This is a genomic window from Pseudomonas sp. MH10 (assembly GCF_034353045.1).
In the GTDB taxonomy this organism is placed as follows: domain Bacteria; phylum Pseudomonadota; class Gammaproteobacteria; order Pseudomonadales; family Pseudomonadaceae; genus Aquipseudomonas.
Genome location: NZ_CP133783.1, coordinates 3045483 through 3064709, shown reverse-complemented (window position 1 = coordinate 3064709; position 19227 = coordinate 3045483). Strand labels below are relative to the sequence as shown.

Genomic DNA, 19227 nt, shown 5'->3' with positions numbered 1-19227 from the left:
ATTAATCGACGTTGTCTGGACCGGCCTCTTCGCAGGCAAGCCTTCTCCCACAGGTGATCGTGCTTCTCTGTGGGAGCAGGCTTGCCTGCGAAGGGTGCAACGCGGTCTAGCGCCCTAAATAAACCTCAATCACCCGCTCGTCGGCCTGCACGTCTTCCAGCGAGCCTTCGGCCAATACGCTGCCTTGGTGCAGAACGGTTACGTGGTCGGCGATAGATCCGACGAAGCCCATGTCGTGTTCCACCACCATCAACGAATGTTTGCCCGCCAGGCTTTTGAACAGCTCGGCGGTGAATTCGGTTTCGGCGTCGGTCATGCCCGCCACAGGTTCGTCGAGCAGCAGCAGTTGCGGGTCTTGAACCAGCAGCATGCCGATTTCCAGAAACTGTTTTTGCCCGTGGGACAGCAGCCCCGCAGGCCGGTGCATCGAGCCTGTCAGGCGAATGGTTTCAAGTACCTGATGGATGCTGTCTTGCTGCTCGCCAGTCAACCGTGCGCGCAGGCTGGCCCAGACGGACTTGTCAGTTTTCTGCGCCAGTTCAAGGTTCTCGAACACGCTCAAGGCTTCGAACACGGTAGGCTTCTGAAACTTGCGACCGATACCGGCTTGGGCGATTTGTACTTCGCTCATCAGCGTCAGGTCCAGGGTTTCACCGAACCAGGCTTTGCCTTGGCTGGGCCGCGTCTTGCCGGTGATCACGTCCATCAGCGTGGTTTTACCCGCGCCGTTAGGGCCGATGATGCAGCGCAATTCGCCCACGCCGATGTACAGGTTCAGGTTGTTCAGGGCTTTGAAGCCATCGAAACTGACGCTGATGTCTTCCAGGGTAAGAATGGTGCCGTGTCGGGTGTTTAGACCCGCGCCGGTCATTTGCCCGAAGCCAATGGCATCGCGGCTAGTACCGGCGTCTGAATTGGGGGCCAGGATCGGTTCGAGCATGAAGGCTGGGGTCGGAGTGGTTTTCATTGATCACCCTTCTTTTTCAGCAGGCCAATCACGCCTTTAGGCAGGTACAAGGTCACGATGATGAACAGTGCGCCGAGGAAAAACAGCCAGTACTCCGGGAACGCCACGGTGAACCAACTCTTCATGCCGTTGACCACCCCGGCGCCCAACAACGGGCCAATTAAGGTGCCACGGCCGCCGAGCGCTACCCATACCGCCGCTTCGATGGAGTTGGTCGGCGACATTTCGCTGGGGTTGATGATGCCGACTTGCGGCACGTACAGCGCTCCGGCCAAGCCACACATCACCGCGCTCAATACCCAGACGAACAACTTGAAGCCGCGTGGGTCGTAGCCGCAAAACATCAGACGATTTTCGGCGTCACGCAGCGCCGTCAGTACCCGGCCAAACTTGCTCAGCGCCAGGCGCCAGCCGACGAACAGACAACCCAATAACAACGCCACGGTAAGCAAAAACAGCGTAGCCCGTGTGCCTTGGGAGGTAATGCTGAATCCTAGAATGCTGCGGAAGTTGGTGAAGCCGTTGTTGCCGCCAAACCCGGTTTCGTTGCGAAAGAACAGCAGCATTCCTGCAAAGGTCAGGGCTTGGGTCATGATCGAAAAGTACACGCCTTTGATCCGCGAACGGAAGGCGAAGAAGCCGAAGACCAATGCCAACAAGCCCGGCGCCAAAACGACCAGACACATCGCCCAGAGAAAGTGATTGGTCCCGGTCCAGTACCACGGCAACTCGGTCCACGACAGGAACGTCATGAACGCCGGCAATTCATCGCCCGAGCTTTCACGCATCAGGTACATGCCCATGGCATAACCGCCAAGGGCGAAGAACAAACCGTGGCCCAGCGACAGCAGCCCGGCGTAGCCCCATACAAGGTCCAGCGCCAACGCGACGATGGCGTAACAGAGGATCTTGCCGACAAGGGTCAAGGTGTAGGCCGACACTTGCAGACTGTTTTCTGGCGGCAGCAACGACAGCAGCGCCAGTGCGATCAACAGCACTACAATCACTGCGCCGATCGCCAAGGTGATTTTTGCGCCGGCTTTGCCTGCGGCGGTCACTAAAAGAGGCTGGTTCATCAGTCAATTACCCGCCCTTTGAGTGCGAAGAGCCCTTGCGGACGTTTTTGAATAAACAGAATGATCAGCGCCAGAATCAGGATCTTGCCGAGCACGGCGCCAATTTGCGGTTCGAGGATTTTGTTGGCGATGCCGAGGCCGAAAGCCGCCATCACGCTGCCCGCCAACTGGCCAACGCCGCCGAGTACCACCACGAGGAACGAATCAATGATGTAGCTCTGGCCGAGGTCCGGGCCGACGTTGCCGATCTGACTCAGCGCAACCCCACCCAATCCGGCGATGCCCGAGCCCAACCCGAAGGCCATCATGTCGATTCGACCGGTGGGCACGCCGCAGCAGGCGGCCATGTTGCGATTCTGAGTGACAGCTCGCACGTTAAGGCCCAGGCGAGTCTTGTTCAGCAGCAGCCACGTCAGCACAACCACGAACAAGGCGAAGGCGATGATCACGATGCGGTTGTACGGCAGCACCAGATTCGGTAGCACTTGAATGCCGCCAGACAACCATTGTGGGTTGGCGACTTCGACGTTCTGCGCACCGAACACCAGGCGCACCAGTTGAATCAGCATCAGGCTGATACCCCAGGTGGCGAGCAGGGTTTCCAGCGGGCGGCCATACAAATGGCGAATTACCGTGCGCTCCAAAAGCATGCCGATCAATGCAGTGACGAAGAACGCCACTGGCAGCGCCACGAGCGGGTAGAACTCAATGGCACCGGGTGCGTAGCGCTGAAACATCAATTGCACAACGTAGGTGGAATAGGCGCCCAGCATCAGCATTTCGCCGTGGGCCATGTTGATCACGCCCAGCAAGCCGAAGGTGATCGCCAAGCCCAACGCTGCCAGTAATAAAATTGATCCCAAAGACAGACCGCTGAAAGCCTCGCCGAGGACCTCGCCGACCATCAGTTTGCGTTTGACCTGCGCCAGGCTGGTTTCGGCCGCGGTGCGCACGCCAGCGTCGGTTTCGACTGCAGGGTCGAGCAGGGTTTCGAGGCGGGTGCGGGCCAGCGGGTCACCGGTTTCACCGAGTAGACGAACGGCGGCAAGTCTCACGGAGGGGTTGGTGTCCACCAACTGTAAATTGGCCAGGGCCAAGGTCAACGCGGTGCGCACCTCGGCATTGGTTTCGGCAGTGAGTTGATGGTTGAGGAAATCGAGTTGCGCCGGTTTGGCGTTTTTTTGTAGCTGTTGCGCGGCGCCCAGACGCAGTTTGGCGTCGGCAGCGAGCAATTGATGACTGGCCAATGCGGTATCAATCAAACCCCGCAGGCGGTTGTTCAGGTGCAGCACTTGGGGTTGGCCGTCGATCGTTAGCTGGCCTTGTTCCAAGGCACTGATCAACTCGACGCGTGCCGGATCAGGCTGAGCAGCCCAGGCTTCCAGCAGTCTGGCTTGTTGCACCGGGCTTGCTGCAACGAAGTCAGTGGCATCGCTGGCGTGGGCTGTAAACGGCAGCAGCAGGGCCAGGGCGAACATGAAGCGGTACAGGGCATTTGTCATATCTTTAAGCCTTGCGCGGACTGGAGGTCCATTCGCAGGCAAGCCTGCTCCCACAGTTGAAAGCACCACCTGTGGGAGCAGGCTTGCCTGCGAAGGCAATAGATCAGTCACAAACGGCTGATCAGTCTTACTTAGTTGCTCTTCACCGCATAATCCGGCTTTTTGTCGTTGCCAGGAATGTACGGGCTCCAAGGCTGAGCGCGGATGGGCTCTTTGGTCTGCCACACAACGCTGAACTGACCGTCGGCCTGAATTTCGCCGATCATCACTGGCTTGTGCAGGTGATGGTTGGTTTTGTCCATGGTCAGAACAAAGCCCGATGGCGCGTTGAAAGTCTGGCCGGCCATGGCTTCGCGAACTTTGTCGACATCAACCGACTTGGCTTTTTCAGCAGCCTGGGCCCACATGTGGATGCCGACGTAGGTGGCTTCCATTGGGTCGTTGGTCACTGCTTTGTCAGCGCCCGGCAAGTTGTGCTTCTTGGCATACGCTTTCCAGTCCGCGACGAACTTGGTGTTAACCGGGTTCTGTACCGACTGGAAGTAGTTCCAGGCCGCCAGGTTGCCGACCAGTGGCTTGGTGTCGATGCCGCGCAGTTCTTCTTCGCCGACCGAGAACGCTACAACCGGTACGTCGGTGGCTTTCAGGCCCTGGTTGGCGAGTTCTTTGTAGAACGGTACGTTGGAGTCGCCGTTGACGGTGGAAATAACAGCGGTCTTGCCACCGGCAGAGAACTTCTTGATGTTCGAGACGATGGTCTGGTAATCGCTATGACCGAACGGGGTGTAGACCTCTTCGATGTCCTTGTCAGCAACACCTTTGGACTTGAGGAACGAACGCAGGATTTTGTTGGTGGTGCGCGGGTAAACGTAGTCGGTACCCAGCAGGAAGAAACGCTTGGCGCTGCCGCCTTCTTCGCTCATCAGGTATTCAACCGCAGGAATGGCCTGCTGGTTAGGCGCTGCGCCGGTGTAGAACACGTTTGGCGACATCTCTTCGCCTTCGTACTGCACGGGGTAAAACAGCAAGCCATTGAGTTCTTCGAACACTGGCAATACTGACTTACGCGACACCGAGGTCCAGCAACCGAAGACAACAGCCACTTTGTCCTGGGTAAGCAACTGACGGCCTTTTTCAGCGAACAGCGGCCAGTTGGAAGCCGGGTCGACTACCACTGCTTCGAGCATCTTGCCGTTGACACCGCCTTTGGCGTTGATTTCGTCGATGGTCATCAACGCCATGTCTTTGAGGGACGTCTCCGAAATCGCCATGGTCCCGGACAACGAATGCAGAATGCCGACCTTGATGGTCTCGGCGGCCTGGATGGTCCAGCTCATGCCCATAGCGGCAATCGAGGCAGACAATGTGAACGCTTTGATCAGACTGCGACGCTTCATTTGGCGATCTCCATTATTGGATTTTTCAGAGGGCGGGTTCGGTGAGTTCGACCGAGTGTCTGAAAGATCTTTAGCAAAGGCTGGGCCAAATCTGTAAGGGTCGCGAAATGGTACGAAATTGTCGTACTTGCCAATCGCCGCGCACCGCCGTGGAACTCAATTCAGGGGGTGGTGCGCGACGCTGCGCAGATATGGTGCGCTTGGCCGGTTACCTACCTGAGCGGCACCTGCTGGCCGGTAAAGATGTCGAAGTAGCCGTTGGGGACCTGTTCTGGTGCGGAGAAGTACGCGTAATTCACGTTGTCGATGTGCTTGAACGCCATCAGTTGGAGCGGCGTATCCGGCGCAATGCCGACGTGGTCACCCAAGAATTCGGTGAACATATTTTTCTTCGGCACCGAGCTGTCGAAAATCAGAAAAATCGAGTGGGTACCCGGGCCTGCACTTTGGCGAACATAATCATCTGCCGCCCATCGCAGCGCATTCAGCGGGCTAACAGACGCGGATTGAATGCCTTTATCAGCGAAAATGATTCCCACTTTACCTTGAAGCTGCTCAAGGCCAAGCGTTGAGACATACGCGGCGCGGTAAGCGAGTCCGTGATACTCATGGAGCTGATAAAACTCTTGCCTGAACGCGAGGGTTTCCTCTGTTTCAATGCCGGCCCTTAATGCGTCGTTAATTTCGGCAGAGCCGCCTTCGCAGTACGCCAAGACCTCGGGAAATGAGTACGCATTGGAAGTGGCCAGCGACAGATAGTCGGACTCAAAGCGCTGCCGTTGCGCGGTGGTTAACGCATCAACGGACTTTGGCCACTCAGTGGTCAATTGCCCCAGCTCGACACGGGCCTGTTCATAGATTTTCGGGCTGACGCCTTGAACTTGATAAGGGGCCTTGACCCATTGGCCATCGTTGCCTAATAGCGCGAACTCCCCACGCTGTATCAGCTCCCGTGCATCTTCAGGGTAGCGCCGGTAGAGGGTCATATGGCCGAACAAGTTGGCGTTGGAACGGATGTAAAATACTTCCTTGTCGATTTCGATGCGGTGGTACCTGAGTGCGTCGAACACGATGTCCGTTTCCTCATACCCCGACGCTGTAATCGTACTGGTCCCTGACAGAATGCTGATGTGCACATCACCGTCGCCGCCGATGCGGCGCGTGAGCGGCCGAGGGTTGGATCGAAATAGTTTGATCGGAAGTGTGGCGCCGCGAGCAAGGGCCAGTTTGCTGACACCGGCCGATACCAGATAGTCGAGGGCAAGCAGAAGCTCTTTGGCGGCGCCCGCGTAGTCATGTTGTTCCACGTATCTGAATCCGTTCCAGGCGTTATACAGCGCCAAGCCTAATGCTACCGGGATAGAAGTCGGTGGCGGCAAGAAGAGCAAAAATATGCTGATTGCCAAGTGCAAGCTGGTGTGGTGCTCATCGCTTTTGAGTTCGCGAGCATTTAGCAGGTTAGTGGTTGCATCGTTGAGCAAATATTGGATTTTGATGCCATGGCTTTCGTCGAGGAAGTCCCGGGTTTGATCGACGAAACTGACCGGGTCCCAAATCACGCCCGGCAGTGGAACTGGCGAAGGAAACAGCTCGAATACATCTGGAAGGTGGCGGTGGTTTAGCCATTGATCCAATTTAAGGCCTTTGGCTGCGAGCGGCCTCTTGTCCGCCGGAATTTGAATCAACAGATAATGGGCAAAATCAGGGTTTGTCAGGAACAGGGTTTTGGCCGCGTCCATACCAGCGAACCATCGAAAAACGATGCCATCGGGAGCATTTAAGGTGCAGAACACCACACCTTCATCGCCGTCGACCTGGGGGCCTATTTTAAGAACGTTCGACAGCGGTACACCGTAGATCGACAAAAATTTCACCAGGATTTTTTTGTTCTTTACTTGCCGGTCAGCCGTTGCCTGCGGGGCATTCACCACGGCTTTGATCCAGTTCTGGCAAAGCGTGGGTATGGCTTCACCGAGGCTAAGCAGGCCCAGTTGCAGTTGTGTCCGGCTTAGCCGTAGCGCCAGGTCATGCAGCGACGTCGCATACTCAGAGGTCTTAAGCCGCGTTGCCAGGAATGAGTCGATGGTGGCGCTGTTATCGATTCGAGCCATCAGCTTGCGCACAAAGGGCTCATCTATATCGTCGATGCGCGCCTTGTTTTTATCGGTCACGACGATGCTGTGGGCGCTAGAGAGTTTGAGCGTGCTGGGCTTTTCGGCGGCTAACGACTGAAGTGAATAGCGCGTGTAAACGTTGTTTTTCGCGGACGGCGGCAATGCCAGACCTGGAGCGAATGGCGGCAGTAACGGAGGGGTGTACGTGACATCGATCGTGATCTCATCAGCGCTGAGCGATGAGTGCTTTTGAGTCAACGCTTCCTGAACCACGGTAGCGAGGTAATCACCGGCGAGCGTCTGGTCTTGGAGTAATGGGTTGATCAGTTTTTCTACCGTCAACTGATTGATTTCGACAATGGTGTGAGCAAGACTTTTTGCCGAAATGAGCCACAGGTCTTTTTTCTCGACACTCATGGCCTGCCACCAGTTGGGCATCGAGGTGTGAAGGATGTACCTGTCGTTCCAGTCCAGGTTCAAATAATTATCGAACTGGTAGCGAGGGTCCAGTGACTTTGACAGGGCTTCAAGAAAGGCACTGGATTTAAGCCCTTGAGCTCTGGATGTTTTGACGCAATGAGCAAAGTCGGCTTGTTGTTTGGCAATTTGAGCCAAAAACTGAACACTTAAAAAATCACCTTCAATCGGTGCAAAGCCCCAGTCATGAGCGGTAGTGTTTGTTTGGTTGGTCGACGCTACAGCAGCGGCCGACTCAAGAGGTGCATTTTCCAGAAACCATTTTCGTTGCACCGGATCTGCCATGCGTTTCGATAACGATTCAGCCAACAACAGAAACGAATCAAATCCCTCCAGGCCATTATTCGGTGAGTAGAGCAACACCGGCCCCGATTGCACCGTTTCAGTTAGCGAGGCGGAGGGCGTGCAGGCGTGGCTGATGACGAACACACCTGCGAAGTTAAGCTGAGGGTAGTCATCGCCGGCTAAGGCCAAGCTAAAAACGCCATGTTGTTTTATAGCCGCTGGACTGTATGTTTGGCTGTACTGAAGCATCTCATCGAGCATGGAACCCTGCTGAGCGGTGAGGTTTTTTTGATCCATGCCTGCTTGGGCTAACATTCGCAATGCCCGTGCGCGTTCGTCCATGAATAGTGACGTACGGGTTTTACCCGCGCTCTCGATGACCCCCCAATAACTCAGCAGGCTTTGGTCGTAGGCGTCAGCCAGCGTCGTGGCAAGTTCCGCGTAGAGGGCGTGAAGTTGCTGAAAGTTCAATGCGGTTACTTCATGTGCTGGAGCTACCGAATTCGCGGCAACAAACAATCCCGCACTGTCTTCTTTCAGCACCAGCGATCCCAGGAAAAAATCGATCAGGCTGTCGCGCAAGCTCAGGGACTGGGTAACTTTGCGAATCCATTGAGTCGGCGGCGTTGGGCGTCGCGTCGGGAAGTTAGTGAACGGCGGTATCTTGCGCGCCTTGTACTCGAACAGGCTCAGCCAAGTAGTATTAAAGTTGATGTTTAAAGTGGGATGGTCGCGGTCGAGCATTTTATGAAACTCAAGCTCAACCGTATCGAGGAAACTCGGCGGAAATACCGTGGGTAGTTTTGTCGTTGGGATTTTCGGGGCTAACCCAGCTGCGACTGCAGGTGTTAATTGAATGGTCATGGTCGTTTTTCATGGTGATTAAAATGGAAATGCCCTCGTTGCAATTACGCGAGGGCACCCAGCCATGAAGTCACTGCTAATAGCCCGTGTCTGTCGGTCGATGGATATTCAGCTGGTCGATTTTTGAGTTTCGAAGGTAGGATCGGTCCGAAGACTTAGCGCTTGCGCATGAGCCCAATAAAAAACAAACCACCGATGGCCGCGGTGGCAACGCCGATGGGCAGGTCTTCCGGGGCAATCAACGTGCGTGCGGCAACATCGACCCAGACCAGGAAAATGCTGCCCATCAACACGCAGGCTGGAAGCAGCCGACGGTGCTCGGCGCCCACCAGACGGCGGGCTACGTGCGGCACCATCAGGCCGACGAACCCAATTGAGCCGCTGATTGAGACCATGACGCCTGTCATCAGTGATGCAATCAAAAAGACTTTTATTCGCACGTTGCGTGCGTTCAGCCCCAACGTGACAGCGGTTTGTTCGCCTGCCATCAAAGCGTTCAGCGCCCTGGCCATGCTCAACAACAAGCCCAGCCCGATCAGCACGCTCAGCGCCGGAATGCCAAGCAGTTCCCAGCGCGCCAGACCCAAACCGCCCAGCATCCAGAACATCACCGCCGAACTGGCGCGATGGTCGCCCATAAACAACAGCAAATTGGCCAATGCCATCATCACGAACGAGACGGCGATGCCGCATAACAGCAGGCGGTCACTGTCGAGACGGCCGTGGCGGTTGGCGATGGCGAGGACCATCACCATGCTGCACAAAGCACCAATGAACGCTGCGAGGGGCAAGGTCATCAGGCCGATGACCTCGCCGACATGCAACACCACAATCACCGCGCCCAGTGTCGCGCCTGACGTCACACCCAATAAATGCGGGTCGGCCAGCGGATTGCGGGTCACCGCTTGCAGCACCGCGCCGGTCAACGCCAACCCCGCGCCGACCACTGCGCCGAGTAACATTCTCGGCACCCGAATCAGCCACACGATGTGCTCCTGGCCTGCACTCCAATTCAGTATCTCGGGGCCCAAACCGAACAGCTTGTGCAGGAGGATTTGCCAGACAATCTGCGCTGGCACCGGTGCCGCACCAAACCCCAGCGACAACACGCAGGAGGCCAACAGCACGGCGCTCAGGCCCAGCATCAGCAGGTTATAGGGGCGCTCTCGGTTCACAGCGGCTTGCCATGAAAGCCTGCGGCCAAGGTTTCAACCGCCTCAATATTGTCGATCCCCGGCGTAGCTGCGACGTACGGGATCACGATAAAGCGTTTGTTGCGGATCGCGTCGATGGATTGCAGCGCAGGGTTGTTTAGCAGGAAACGTTCTTTCTGTTCGGCGGTGACGTCGCCGTAATCGACGATAACGATGACTTCAGGATTGCGCTCTACCACGCTCTCCCAGTTGACCCGCGTCCAACTGGCGTCGATGTCGTCGAGGACGTTGCGTCCGCCCGCCGCCTCGATGAGTGCTTGGGGCATTGCCAGACGCCCCGAGGTCATGGCCCGGTCCTCGCCACTGTCGTAGAGAAATACCCGTGGTCGGTCGGCGGGCAAGCTCGCTTTGATCGTCGCGACTCGATGCTGCATCTGCGCAATCAACAGATTGGCGCGATCCTGTATATCGAAAATTCGCCCGAGATTGCGCAGGTCGTTGTACATGTCGTCAAGACTCGCCGCTGGGCGTTTCATCACAAACGCGCAGGATTCGGTCAGCTCATACACCTTGATGCCCAGTGGGGCGAGGGTCTGTGGGGTGAGGTCGCCGCCGACCCGCATGCCGTAATCCCAACCGGCAAAAAAGAAGTCGACGTTGGCGTTGAGCAGGGTTTCCACCGACGGGTATTTGCTTGCAAGCTCTGGCAGGCCGTCGAGTATTTTTGCCATCGACGGCGTCACCGTTTTCCACCCGGTGATGCCGCTGTAGCCGACCATGCTCGATTTCAAGCCAAGGGCAAGCATCATCTGGGTCATGTTGATGTCATGGCTAAGTGCGTGCTGCGGTGCTTTATCGAAGGTCACTGCGCGGTTGCAGCTTTGAATCGTCAGCGGGTAACGGGTGGTGTCGGCCGAAGCCTGGGTGATAGTCGAGAGCAGCGCCAAGACCAGGCTGATAGGCCGAAAAGAAAACAACTTCATGGGTGAGTAATCCAGGTAATTCGTGGGTGATCGGACAACGGGTGGGTGTCGACCAGCGCCTCGACGCCGAACACGTCGCGCAGCAATGCAACGGTGAGTACTTCAGCAGGCGTGCCGCTGGTGACGATGCACCCGTGATTGATGACGTACAGCCGATCACAAAACGCGGCGGCAAGGTTGAGGTCATGGAGGCTGGCCAACACCCCGATACTCAAGCGTTTGATCAGTTGCAACAGTTCGATTTGAAAGCGTGGGTCAAGGTGGTTAGTCGGTTCGTCGAGCATCAATACGGTGGGTTGTTGCGCTAAGGCGCGGGCGAGAACCACGCGCTGTTTCTCACCGCCGGATAGCGTGGCGAATGACTGGTGCTCGAAACCGTGCATGCCCACCGACAACAGCGCTTGCTGGGTGATCTGCCGGTCCAGCGCGGTATCGGCCTCGAACATACTTTTGTGCGGCGTGCGGCCCATGGCGACCACATCAGCAACGGTCAGGCCAAAGGCGTCGGGAAAATCCTGCAACACCACCGCCATTCGCTGGGCGCACCAGCGTGGTGACTGTCGCCAGACATCCGCCTGGTCTAGCAGCACGTCCCCTATGGTCGGGCGACTGAAGCGATAGGCGCAGCGCAACAAGCTGGTCTTGCCGCTGCCGTTAGGCCCGATCAAACCCACAAACTCCCCGGCTGCCACCTTCAGCTCTATCCCCCGCAGTTCGAACGGCTGATGGCCCTGGGACGACCAAGCGATGTTTTTAAGTGTGAGAGCGGTCATGGAATTTTTGGATCAGCCATGTTTTGCAGTGGGGCGTTGAATTCGCGATAACACTAGCCAATCCAACGTCCAAACGGTCACCAGCGAAATACCCACCAACGGAAACGCCAGCCCCAGAGCAATCATGATCACGATGGCGGTTTTCCAGCGGGGCAGGTCGTGGCGCATCGCTGGAACACCCAGCCCCCCTTGTGGGCGACGCTTCCACCAGATCACCAAACCGCTGATTGAACTGAGCAGTACCATCAGGCAGATCAACAGAATCAGCAGTTGATTGACCCAGCCGAAGAACTTGCCTTCGTGCAGCATCACGCCCAATTCCGTGGCGCGGGAGACGTTGCTGTAATCCTTCCAACCGACGTCCGCTAGCACCTTGCCGCTGTATTGATCGACATGCAGAGTAGCGTCGCGACGGGGATCGTCGGCGAACACGGCAATGGTAAATACCCCGTCGGCAGTGGTGGGCGCGGTGATGCTATAGCCCGGTTCGATGTGCCGCTCGGTAGCAATGGTTACCACCTGTTGCAGCGACAGCGTTGGGTTCGCAGGCATTGACATCCCGCCCCCATGGTTCATGTGTTCGGCATGCTCGCCTGACACTGGCATCGGGGTGTTTTCCAGTGCCCACGGCACGGTTTGTCGCGAAGGTGTATTGAGTACCCCCGCCTGCTGATTCGATTTGGGAACGTCATTCCACATGACGGCCGGGAAGGTGTTCCAGACATCAGCGAATTGCTTGCCCCACACGCCGGTCCAGGTCATGCCGCTCAGGAGCATGAACAGCAGAAATACGGCGCCCCAGAAACCGGTTACCGCATGAACATCTCGCCACAACACACGCCCCCGTTTGCTCAAGCGCGGCCACAGCACGCCGGCCGTCGAGGCGCCGCGTGGCCACCACAAGTACAACCCCGAGACCACCAGCACGATGGCCCAACCGGCGGCTAACTCAACGATCCGATCACCGACGTTGCCCAGCAGTAATTTGCCGTGCAGCGAACGGGCGATGGCTTGCAGGTTATTTTTGCCGTCTTGAGTACCCAGAATCTCGCCGCGATAGGGGTCGACAAACACATTCAGCTCGCGGCCCTCTTGCAGGATCACGAACTGCGCGCTGCCTTGCGCGTTCAGCGGTGGCAGGTATTTGCTGACAGGCGCCTGTGGATAAACGGCGTTCACCCGCTGCTGTTGCGCATCGGCGCTGAGCAGTTCCTGACCCGGCGTGACGTACAGCAAGTCGCTGTACATCAGGTTGTCCAGCTGGGGTTTGAACAGGTAAATAATCCCGGTCAACGACAACAGAATCATGAACGGTGCAACGAACAGCCCGGCATAAAAATGCCAACGCCAGGCGAGGTTGTAGAACGACACGTTTGGTTGAGTCATGTGCAGCGCTCCCGGCAGGGATAAACACGGATCGACCGGCACCGTTACCTTTTCGGTACTGGCCGGTTCGCTTTATTGAGTTTTTACCGTGTGATCGAGAGCGGCGGGGCGCGGCTGCGGGCATGAGGGAAGGTGGTTTGCCGGGCGTGGCCTGGCTGGGAGTCGGCGCGATAAAAGCTGCTGGGTTTAGGCGGTGAAGACCCAATAAAGGCCAACGCTTGCGGCACGGCGGGGCAACTGAACAGCAGCGTGCAATAGCCGCACTTGGCCCAGAGCACATGATCGGTCGCCGCCGATGCCAGATCGGCGCTTTGGCAGGCCGGCGCCTCAATCGCCATGTCCATGGATGCAGACATGGGCATCGAGGCTGACATCGACATTGCGGCGTGTTGATCCATCGGCATCGCTTGAGAAATCAGCGGACCGATAAAGATCATCAACATGGCGAACAGACTCAGCCATGTGCCCCGGTTTCTAACAGGGCGCAGGGGGAAACTGGCGCAGGGCCAAGTGCGGCTCACGTCAAAGGTTCAACGTATTAGTGGTCGTGCATGGCGTCGTCGGGGGCCTGCTTTTGCACGGCGACCTCAACGGTTACATTGCCCGATTTTTCGAAGTGCAGCGTCAGCGGAAAATGCTGGCCGTCGATCAGCTTCGATTTGTCTTTCAGGTCCATCAGCATGACGTGATAGCCCATTGGCGCGAATTTCACTTCACCACCGGCCGGGATGTCGACGCTTTGCACTTCCTGCATCTTCATCAAGCCTTCTTGCATCAGGTGTTCATGCAGGTCGGCCATGCCCGCCACAGGGCTGTCGACACTGAGCAAGCGGTCAGCGGTTTTGCCGGTGTTATGAATGACGAAATATGCCGCGACGGTTGGCGCGTTCGGCGGCAACTCCATCGACCAAGGCTGGGCGATATGTAACTCGCCGACCATGGAGTCATGGGCGTTGGCGAAACAGGCAGGCAGGCACAAAGCGGCCAGAATAAGGATCTTCTTGATCATGGTGATTCTCCAGCGTGAACGATTCCGGTGCGCCGGACCTTGTGGTCAGCAGCGCTTTTTTGGCTTCGGATCAGGCGCGGGGAGGGGCTCGGGGGTTGAGACTCGGCCATTGTTGGCGCGGGGACAATGCACTTGGAGATTGAACTTCACGCGCTAGCGTCGTTTCGGCTTGCAGCGCATACCACGGGGTGAAGCCGGATGGCACAGACACCAGCGGCGCCGAACCTGCGCAGCACCAGCAATGCTGCATGGCGGCGTGATCGTCTTTCTGCGCAAGGCTTTGTTCAGTCTTGCCCAGTGAAATCGCCACCAGCCGAGTGCCGCTTGCTGAACAAAAGCTGCCCCACAACAACGCTTCATCAACGGTTTTCGGTGCAGCGCTGGTCATCGGCATGGCGAACATGTTGAACAGCACTGCAAAGCAGGCAATCCAGGCAAATGCCAACCGGCGTCGAGACATGGGTGCTTTCCGTTTCATTAAGCCGTCAAAGGCGCTATTTAGCCTGAATGGCCGGAATAAGTAAAAAAAGCGCCCGTGGCGAGATGCCGCGGCCAAGAAAATACAAACGTTGGTTGGTCTGCGAGGCCGGAACGGCTCTGCGATTTCATAATGTGGGAGCAGGCTTGCCTGCGAAGAGGCCCGTCATAGCACTGCTGATGTCGACCTGAAACCTGGTGCGCTTGCAATGACGCTTTCGTTGGCAAGCCAACTCCCACAGAGATTTCGGCTGATCACAGCCTTCGGTGCATCGCCAAATTCTGTGGGACCGAATTTATTCGGGAAAGCGTCAACCCTGACACTCTGCAACCTTCGCCAACCGGTTGCTCCTACAGAAATTGGGTTTGGACTAACTTCTCCAGCAGTTCACTGACTTCGGTAAATTCCAGATCCACTTGCGGCAACACTGGCCGACGCAAAATCAACACCGGTATCCGACGCTCTCGCGCCACCTCAAGCTTTGCCTCGGTGGCGCTGCCGCCGCTGTTTTTGCTGATCAGGACGTCGATGTTTCGGCTGGCAAATAACCTGCGTTCGTCCTCCAGCAAAAACGGCCCGCGTGTGGCGATGACGTCGCAACGGTCATTGCCGGGGGTGTGGGTGACGGTGTTCTCCAATGCGCGCAAGGTCCAGAACTGCTGGGCTGGTATTTCATGAAGGTGCTGCAAGGGTTCGCGGCCGAGGGTGAACAGTGGGCGTTTGAACGGGCCGAGGGCGGTGATCAGTTCGGGCCAATCAGCGACTTCACGCCAGTCATCGGTTATTTGCGCTTGCCACCCCGTTCGGCGCAAGGCCCAGCACGGGATAGCGCTGAGTTGCGCCGCCCGTGCCGCGTTGTGGCTGATTTGTGCGGCATAAGGGTGAGTGGCGTCCAGCAGCAAGTCGATGCCTTCGTCGCGAATAAACTGCGCTAATCCTTCGGCACCGCCGTAACCGCCGACACGCACATGGCAGGTCAAGTCAGTCGGCACCCGGCCCACACCGGCCAGGCTGTAGATATGCTGCGGCCCCAATCGACGGGCGATGGCCAGTGCGTCGGTCACGCCGCCCAGTAATAACAGGCGCTTCACGTGGCGTGCCCAACAATGCCGCCTTGGCGGTCGATGGCGAACACTTCCACGTCCACTTCTTTGGGCACCACGCTTTGGGCAAACAGCAACGCGTGACGACACACTTCATCCCCCAGCGCGATGCCCTCAGCGCTGGCCATGGCCAATGCCTGCTGGCTGGTGTTGGCGCCACGGATGGCTTGTTGCAAGGCGTCGTCGGCGCCGAGGGTGGCGGCCCAATTGGCCAGTTGCGGCAGGTCGATGCTGGAGTGGCGGCTGTGCAAGTCCATATGACCCGCCGCCAGTTTGCTGATTTTGCCGAAGCCGCCGCAGATACTGAGTTTGACCACCGGCACTTTGCGCAGGTGCTTGAGCACGGCGCCGATAAAGTCGCCCATTTCGATCAAGGCAATTTCCGGCAGGTCGTAGACCCGGCGCATGGTGTCTTCGCTGGCGTTGCCGGTACAGGCAGCAATGTGCAGATAACCGTTGGTTTTAGCGACGTCGATGCCTTGATGAATCGAAGCGATGTAGGCCGCGCAGGAAAAAGGCCGGACGATGCCGCTGGTGCCCAGGATCGACAGCCCACCGAGAATGCCCAAGCGCGGGTTCATGGTTTTCAAGGCCAGGGTTTCGCCGCCTTCGACGCACAGTGTCACTTCGAAACCACCGGTGTAGTTCGATGCCTGGGCCAGTTGCAGCAAGTGTTCAGTAATCATTTTGCGCGGCACCGGGTTTATCGCCGGCTCGCCCACCGCAAGCACCAAGCCCGGGCGCGTGACCGTGCCGACACCCGGTCCCGCCATAAATCGTATGCCGGGTTGCGTGATCAGCCGCACCCGAGAAAACACCAGTGCACCATGAGTCACATCGGGATCGTCGCCTGCATCCTTGATCGTCCCGGCTTCGGCGCCATCGGCAAACACCCGGCAGAACTCCAAGCGCATCTGCACGTGCTTGCCCTTGGGCAACACGATTTGCACCGCGTCGTTGATTTCGCCATTTAAGAGTAATCGCGCCGCCGCCAGACAGGTCGCCGTCGCGCAACTGCCGGTGGTGTAACCGGATCGCAGGGGCGCGGGTTGTTCGGCGGTCTCGGCGCGCATCAGGGTTTGATCGCTTCGAGCAGGGTGATGGGCAAGGCTTGGCGCCAAGTGTCGAATTCACCCAGGGGCTTGGCCTGGGCCACATGCAGGCGGGTCAGTTCGCCGCCGAACTGCTCGCGCCAGACCACCAGCGTGGCTTCGCTTTGCAGCGTGACCGCGTTCGCGACCAGACGCCCGCCTGAGCGCAGCTTTTGCCAGCACACGTCGAGTACGCCGGGACGAGTGACGCCGCCGCCGATGAAAATCGCATCTGGGGTTTCCAGATCAAACAACACCTTGGGTGCTCGGCCGCGAATCAGTTGCAAGCCCGGCACGCCTAGCGCATCGCGGTTGTGCTCGATCAATAGCTGACGGCCTTCATCGGCTTCGATGGCCAGCGCGCGGCAGCTTGGGTGCGCGCGCATCCATTCAATGCCGATGGAGCCGCAGCCCGCGCCGACGTCCCAAAGCAATTCACCCGGCGTTGGCGCGAGGCGGGCCAGGGTGATGGCGCGGACATCGCGCTTGGTCAGCTGGCCGTCGTGTTTGAACGCGCTGTCGGGTAGGCCTGCCAGCATCGACAAACGCGGTGTGCCCACGTCGGCGCGGCATTCGATGGCAACCACATTCAGCGCGGCAATGGGCAGGTCGATCCATTGGCTGGCGATCCCTTCGATGCGGCGTTCAGTCTCTGCGCCTAAATGCTCCAATACTGTAATGCGGCTTGGGCCATAGCCTCGGGCATGCATGAGCTCGGCAATTGCGGCCGGGCTACTGCCGTCGTTGCTTAATACCAGCAAGCGCACGCCGTTATGGAATTGAGCATTCAACGCTGCCAATGGCCGGGCGACTACCGACAACGTGACCACGTCTTGCAGCGCCCAACCGAGGCGGGCGGCAGCCAGGGAATAGGACGATGGCGAGGGCAGCACGCGCATTTCCTCGGCATCGACCTGCCGTGCAAGGCTAGCGCCGACCCCAAACAGCATTGGATCGCCGCTCGCCAAGACGCAAATCGGCGTGCCGCGTTGTTCGAGGGCGGCGATCAGGGAGAACGGACTGGGCCAGAGGCTGCGTTTAGCGCGAATACAAGCAGGCAATAAATCCAGCTGACGCTGGCTTCCAAACACGTGAGCAGCGCTCAGTAGCGCGTGGCGAGCCGTCTTGCCCAGGCCTTTGAAGCCCTCTTCACCGATTCCCACGACTGTCAGCCACGGTGCCATGCATTTTCCTCAACCGACTTAAATAAGCAGTTCCGACAGAGCGGCTTTTCATGCCTGCGGACAAAGCAGGCATAATACCGCGCCCATAGGGCTGTAGCGTTTTTCAAATTCAGTTTGGGTGACCCTTTGAACAAGCCGACGTCCGCATCGCCTTTACGCCCCTCGGCTTGTCCGGGGTTGTGGCGCATCGTCCCGGCGCTGGACGGCGGCATCTGCCGCATTAAATTGGCTGGCGGTTCGATCACAGCGACCCAGGCGATAGCCGTGGCTGACGCAGCGGAGCGTTACGCCGGGGGCGTGATCGAGGCGACGAATCGCGCCAACTTGCAGATTCGTGGCATCGGTGCCGAACAAGATCCCATGGTCGCGCTGTTGTTGAGCGCTGGCCTGGGGCCGAAAAACCCCGCTGGCGACGATGTTCGTAATCTGATGCTGAGCCCTACGGCCGGGATTGACCCGCAGCAGTTGTTCGACAGCCGACCGTTGGCGGCGCAAATTCTCGACACGCTGCAGAATGAAAGCCGCTTCCATGACCTGTCGCCTAAATTCGCCATCTCACTGGACGGTGGCGAAGCGTTGATGATGCGCGAACATCCCCATGACCTGTGGTTGTCGGCGCTGGAAGTTGACGGGGAAGTCCTGTTGGCCTTTGGACTGGCGGGTTGTCCGGCTCATGATGCGCCGCTGGGTGCGGTGGCGTTGGCCGAGGGGCACGCGTTGGTGGTAGCGGTACTGGATGCGTTTCTTGAAATAGCGCGACCGGATCAAACGCGGATGCGCCACCTGCTGGCAGCGATGCCGGTTGAGGCGTTTCTTCAGGCCGTAGGGCAGCGGTTAATCGGTCCTCTTCGCAGGCAAGCCTGCTCCCACGGTGGCATGGAACTCCCAAATCCTGTGGGAGCAGGCTTGCCTGCGAAGGCGTTGGGTGTGTCCCACAGTGGCATGGAAGTCCCAAATCCTGTGGGAGCAGGCTTGCCTGCGAAGGCGTTGGGTGTGTCCCACAGTGGCATGGAAGTCCCAAATCCTGTGGGAGCAGGCTTGCCTACGAAGGCGTTGGGTGTGCCTTACAGTGCCATGGAAGTCCCAAATCCTGTGGGAGCAGGCTTGCCTGCGAAGGCATTGGGTGTGCCCCACAGTGCCATGGAAGTCCCAAATCCTGTGGGAGCAGGCTTGCCTGCGAAGGCGTTGGGTGTGTCCCACAGAGCCATGGAATTCCCAAATCCTGTGGGAGCAGGCTTGCCTGCGAAGGCGTTGGGTGTGTCCCACAGTGGCATGGAACTCCCAAATTCTGTGGGAGCAGGCTTGCCTGCGAAGGCGTTGGGTGTGTCCCACAGTGGCATGGAAGTCCCAAATCCTGTGGGAGCAGGCTTGCCTGCGAAGGCGT

At 58.0% G+C, this 19227-nt stretch carries 15 protein-coding genes and 1 pseudogene; 1 reads left to right on the top strand and 15 read right to left on the bottom strand.

The features are described 5' to 3' along the window. Positions 1-106: 106 nt before the first annotated feature. The 15 genes from urtD to cbiE all read right to left on the bottom strand — a co-directional run bounded on the left by urtD (position 107) and on the right by cbiE (position 17843). On the bottom strand, positions 107-967 hold the full coding sequence (gene urtD, locus RHM59_RS13685; protein ID WP_322224369.1) for an urea ABC transporter ATP-binding protein UrtD: 861 nt from the start codon (positions 965-967) through the stop codon (positions 107-109). Then, positions 964-2043: an urea ABC transporter permease subunit UrtC gene (urtC, locus tag RHM59_RS13680; protein WP_322224367.1), complete on the bottom strand. Its 1080-nt coding sequence runs from the start codon at positions 2041-2043 to the stop codon at positions 964-966. Before urtC ends, urtD begins: the two co-directional genes overlap by 4 nt. Beyond that, complete coding sequence (gene urtB, locus RHM59_RS13675; RefSeq protein ID WP_322224365.1) at positions 2043-3545, bottom strand: urea ABC transporter permease subunit UrtB; 1503 nt, start codon at positions 3543-3545, stop codon at positions 2043-2045. The genes urtC and urtB overlap by 1 nt, the downstream gene beginning before the upstream one ends. 131 nt (positions 3546-3676) lie before the next feature. Further along, a complete protein-coding gene (gene urtA, locus RHM59_RS13670) occupies positions 3677-4942 on the bottom strand; it encodes an urea ABC transporter substrate-binding protein (protein ID WP_322167465.1) in 1266 nt (421 codons plus the stop codon). A 212-nt stretch (positions 4943-5154) separates the two neighbouring features. Next, entirely contained in the window at positions 5155-8682 is a 3528-nt protein-coding gene (locus tag RHM59_RS13665; RefSeq protein ID WP_322224363.1) for a hypothetical protein, read from the bottom strand. A 155-nt stretch (positions 8683-8837) separates the two neighbouring features. Continuing rightward, the gene (locus RHM59_RS13660; RefSeq protein ID WP_322286705.1) at positions 8838-9827 is read right to left on the bottom strand and encodes an iron ABC transporter permease; all 990 of its coding nucleotides are present in this window, start codon (positions 9825-9827) and stop codon (positions 8838-8840) included. A 26-nt stretch (positions 9828-9853) separates the two neighbouring features. Beyond that, a complete protein-coding gene (locus tag RHM59_RS13655; RefSeq protein ID WP_322224361.1) occupies positions 9854-10819 on the bottom strand; it encodes an ABC transporter substrate-binding protein in 966 nt (321 codons plus the stop codon). Next, positions 10816-11592: an ABC transporter ATP-binding protein gene (locus RHM59_RS13650; RefSeq protein ID WP_322224359.1), complete on the bottom strand. Its 777-nt coding sequence runs from the start codon at positions 11590-11592 to the stop codon at positions 10816-10818. The genes RHM59_RS13655 and RHM59_RS13650 overlap by 4 nt, the downstream gene beginning before the upstream one ends. Before the next feature lie 12 nt (positions 11593-11604). Further along, on the bottom strand, positions 11605-12978 hold the full coding sequence (locus RHM59_RS13645; RefSeq protein WP_322224356.1) for a PepSY domain-containing protein: 1374 nt from the start codon (positions 12976-12978) through the stop codon (positions 11605-11607). 83 nt (positions 12979-13061) lie between these two features. Further along, positions 13062-13421 (bottom strand): DUF2946 domain-containing protein, encoded by a 360-nt coding sequence (locus tag RHM59_RS13640; RefSeq protein WP_322286704.1) that lies wholly within the window; start codon positions 13419-13421, stop codon positions 13062-13064. Positions 13422-13516: 95 nt separating this feature from the next. Then, positions 13517-13987 carry a copper chaperone PCu(A)C gene (locus RHM59_RS13635; RefSeq protein ID WP_322167470.1) on the bottom strand — a complete coding sequence of 157 codons (471 nt, stop codon included), beginning with the start codon at positions 13985-13987 and terminating at the stop codon, positions 13517-13519. A gap of 70 nt (positions 13988-14057) precedes the next feature. Continuing rightward, positions 14058-14447 (bottom strand): DUF2946 domain-containing protein, encoded by a 390-nt coding sequence (locus RHM59_RS13630; protein WP_322224354.1) that lies wholly within the window; start codon positions 14445-14447, stop codon positions 14058-14060. Between the two features lie 368 nt (positions 14448-14815). After that, on the bottom strand, positions 14816-15556 hold the full coding sequence (locus RHM59_RS13625; protein ID WP_322224352.1) for a cobalt-precorrin-6A reductase: 741 nt from the start codon (positions 15554-15556) through the stop codon (positions 14816-14818). Next, the gene (locus RHM59_RS13620) at positions 15553-16641 is read right to left on the bottom strand and encodes a cobalt-precorrin-5B (C(1))-methyltransferase (protein WP_322224350.1); all 1089 of its coding nucleotides are present in this window, start codon (positions 16639-16641) and stop codon (positions 15553-15555) included. The genes RHM59_RS13625 and RHM59_RS13620 overlap by 4 nt, the downstream gene beginning before the upstream one ends. After that, positions 16641-17843, bottom strand: a complete 1203-nt coding sequence (gene cbiE / locus RHM59_RS13615) for a precorrin-6y C5,15-methyltransferase (decarboxylating) subunit CbiE (RefSeq protein ID WP_322224348.1) — start codon at positions 17841-17843, stop codon at positions 16641-16643. The genes RHM59_RS13620 and cbiE overlap by 1 nt, the downstream gene beginning before the upstream one ends. A gap of 114 nt (positions 17844-17957) precedes the next feature. Here cbiE and cobG point away from each other — a divergent pair. Next, positions 17958-18677: pseudogene (cobG, locus tag RHM59_RS13610) on the top strand (precorrin-3B synthase); the annotation flags it as partial. Positions 18678-19227 lie beyond the last annotated feature (550 nt).

Excerpts from the sequence above, each read along its gene's own strand:
- urtD (WP_322224369.1), bottom strand. The coding sequence starts at position 967 with ATGAAAACCACTCCGACCCCAGCCTTCATGCTCGAACCGATCCTGGCC.
- urtC (WP_322224367.1), bottom strand. The coding sequence starts at position 2,043 with ATGAACCAGCCTCTTTTAGTGACCGCCGCAGGCAAAGCCGGCGCAAAA.
- urtB (WP_322224365.1), bottom strand. The coding sequence starts at position 3,545 with ATGACAAATGCCCTGTACCGCTTCATGTTCGCCCTGGCCCTGCTGCTG.
- urtA (WP_322167465.1), bottom strand. The coding sequence starts at position 4,942 with ATGAAGCGTCGCAGTCTGATCAAAGCGTTCACATTGTCTGCCTCGATT.
- RHM59_RS13665 (WP_322224363.1), bottom strand. The coding sequence starts at position 8,682 with ATGACCATTCAATTAACACCTGCAGTCGCAGCTGGGTTAGCCCCGAAA.
- RHM59_RS13660 (WP_322286705.1), bottom strand. The coding sequence starts at position 9,827 with ATGCTGGGCCTGAGCGCCGTGCTGTTGGCCTCCTGCGTGTTGTCGCTG.
- RHM59_RS13655 (WP_322224361.1), bottom strand. The coding sequence starts at position 10,819 with ATGAAGTTGTTTTCTTTTCGGCCTATCAGCCTGGTCTTGGCGCTGCTC.
- RHM59_RS13650 (WP_322224359.1), bottom strand. The coding sequence starts at position 11,592 with ATGACCGCTCTCACACTTAAAAACATCGCTTGGTCGTCCCAGGGCCAT.
- RHM59_RS13645 (WP_322224356.1), bottom strand. The coding sequence starts at position 12,978 with ATGACTCAACCAAACGTGTCGTTCTACAACCTCGCCTGGCGTTGGCAT.
- RHM59_RS13640 (WP_322286704.1), bottom strand. The coding sequence starts at position 13,421 with ATGTTGATGATCTTTATCGGTCCGCTGATTTCTCAAGCGATGCCGATG.
- RHM59_RS13635 (WP_322167470.1), bottom strand. The coding sequence starts at position 13,987 with ATGATCAAGAAGATCCTTATTCTGGCCGCTTTGTGCCTGCCTGCCTGT.
- RHM59_RS13630 (WP_322224354.1), bottom strand. The coding sequence starts at position 14,447 with ATGTCTCGACGCCGGTTGGCATTTGCCTGGATTGCCTGCTTTGCAGTG.
- RHM59_RS13620 (WP_322224350.1), bottom strand. The coding sequence starts at position 16,641 with ATGCGCGCCGAGACCGCCGAACAACCCGCGCCCCTGCGATCCGGTTAC.
- cbiE (WP_322224348.1), bottom strand. The coding sequence starts at position 17,843 with ATGGCACCGTGGCTGACAGTCGTGGGAATCGGTGAAGAGGGCTTCAAA.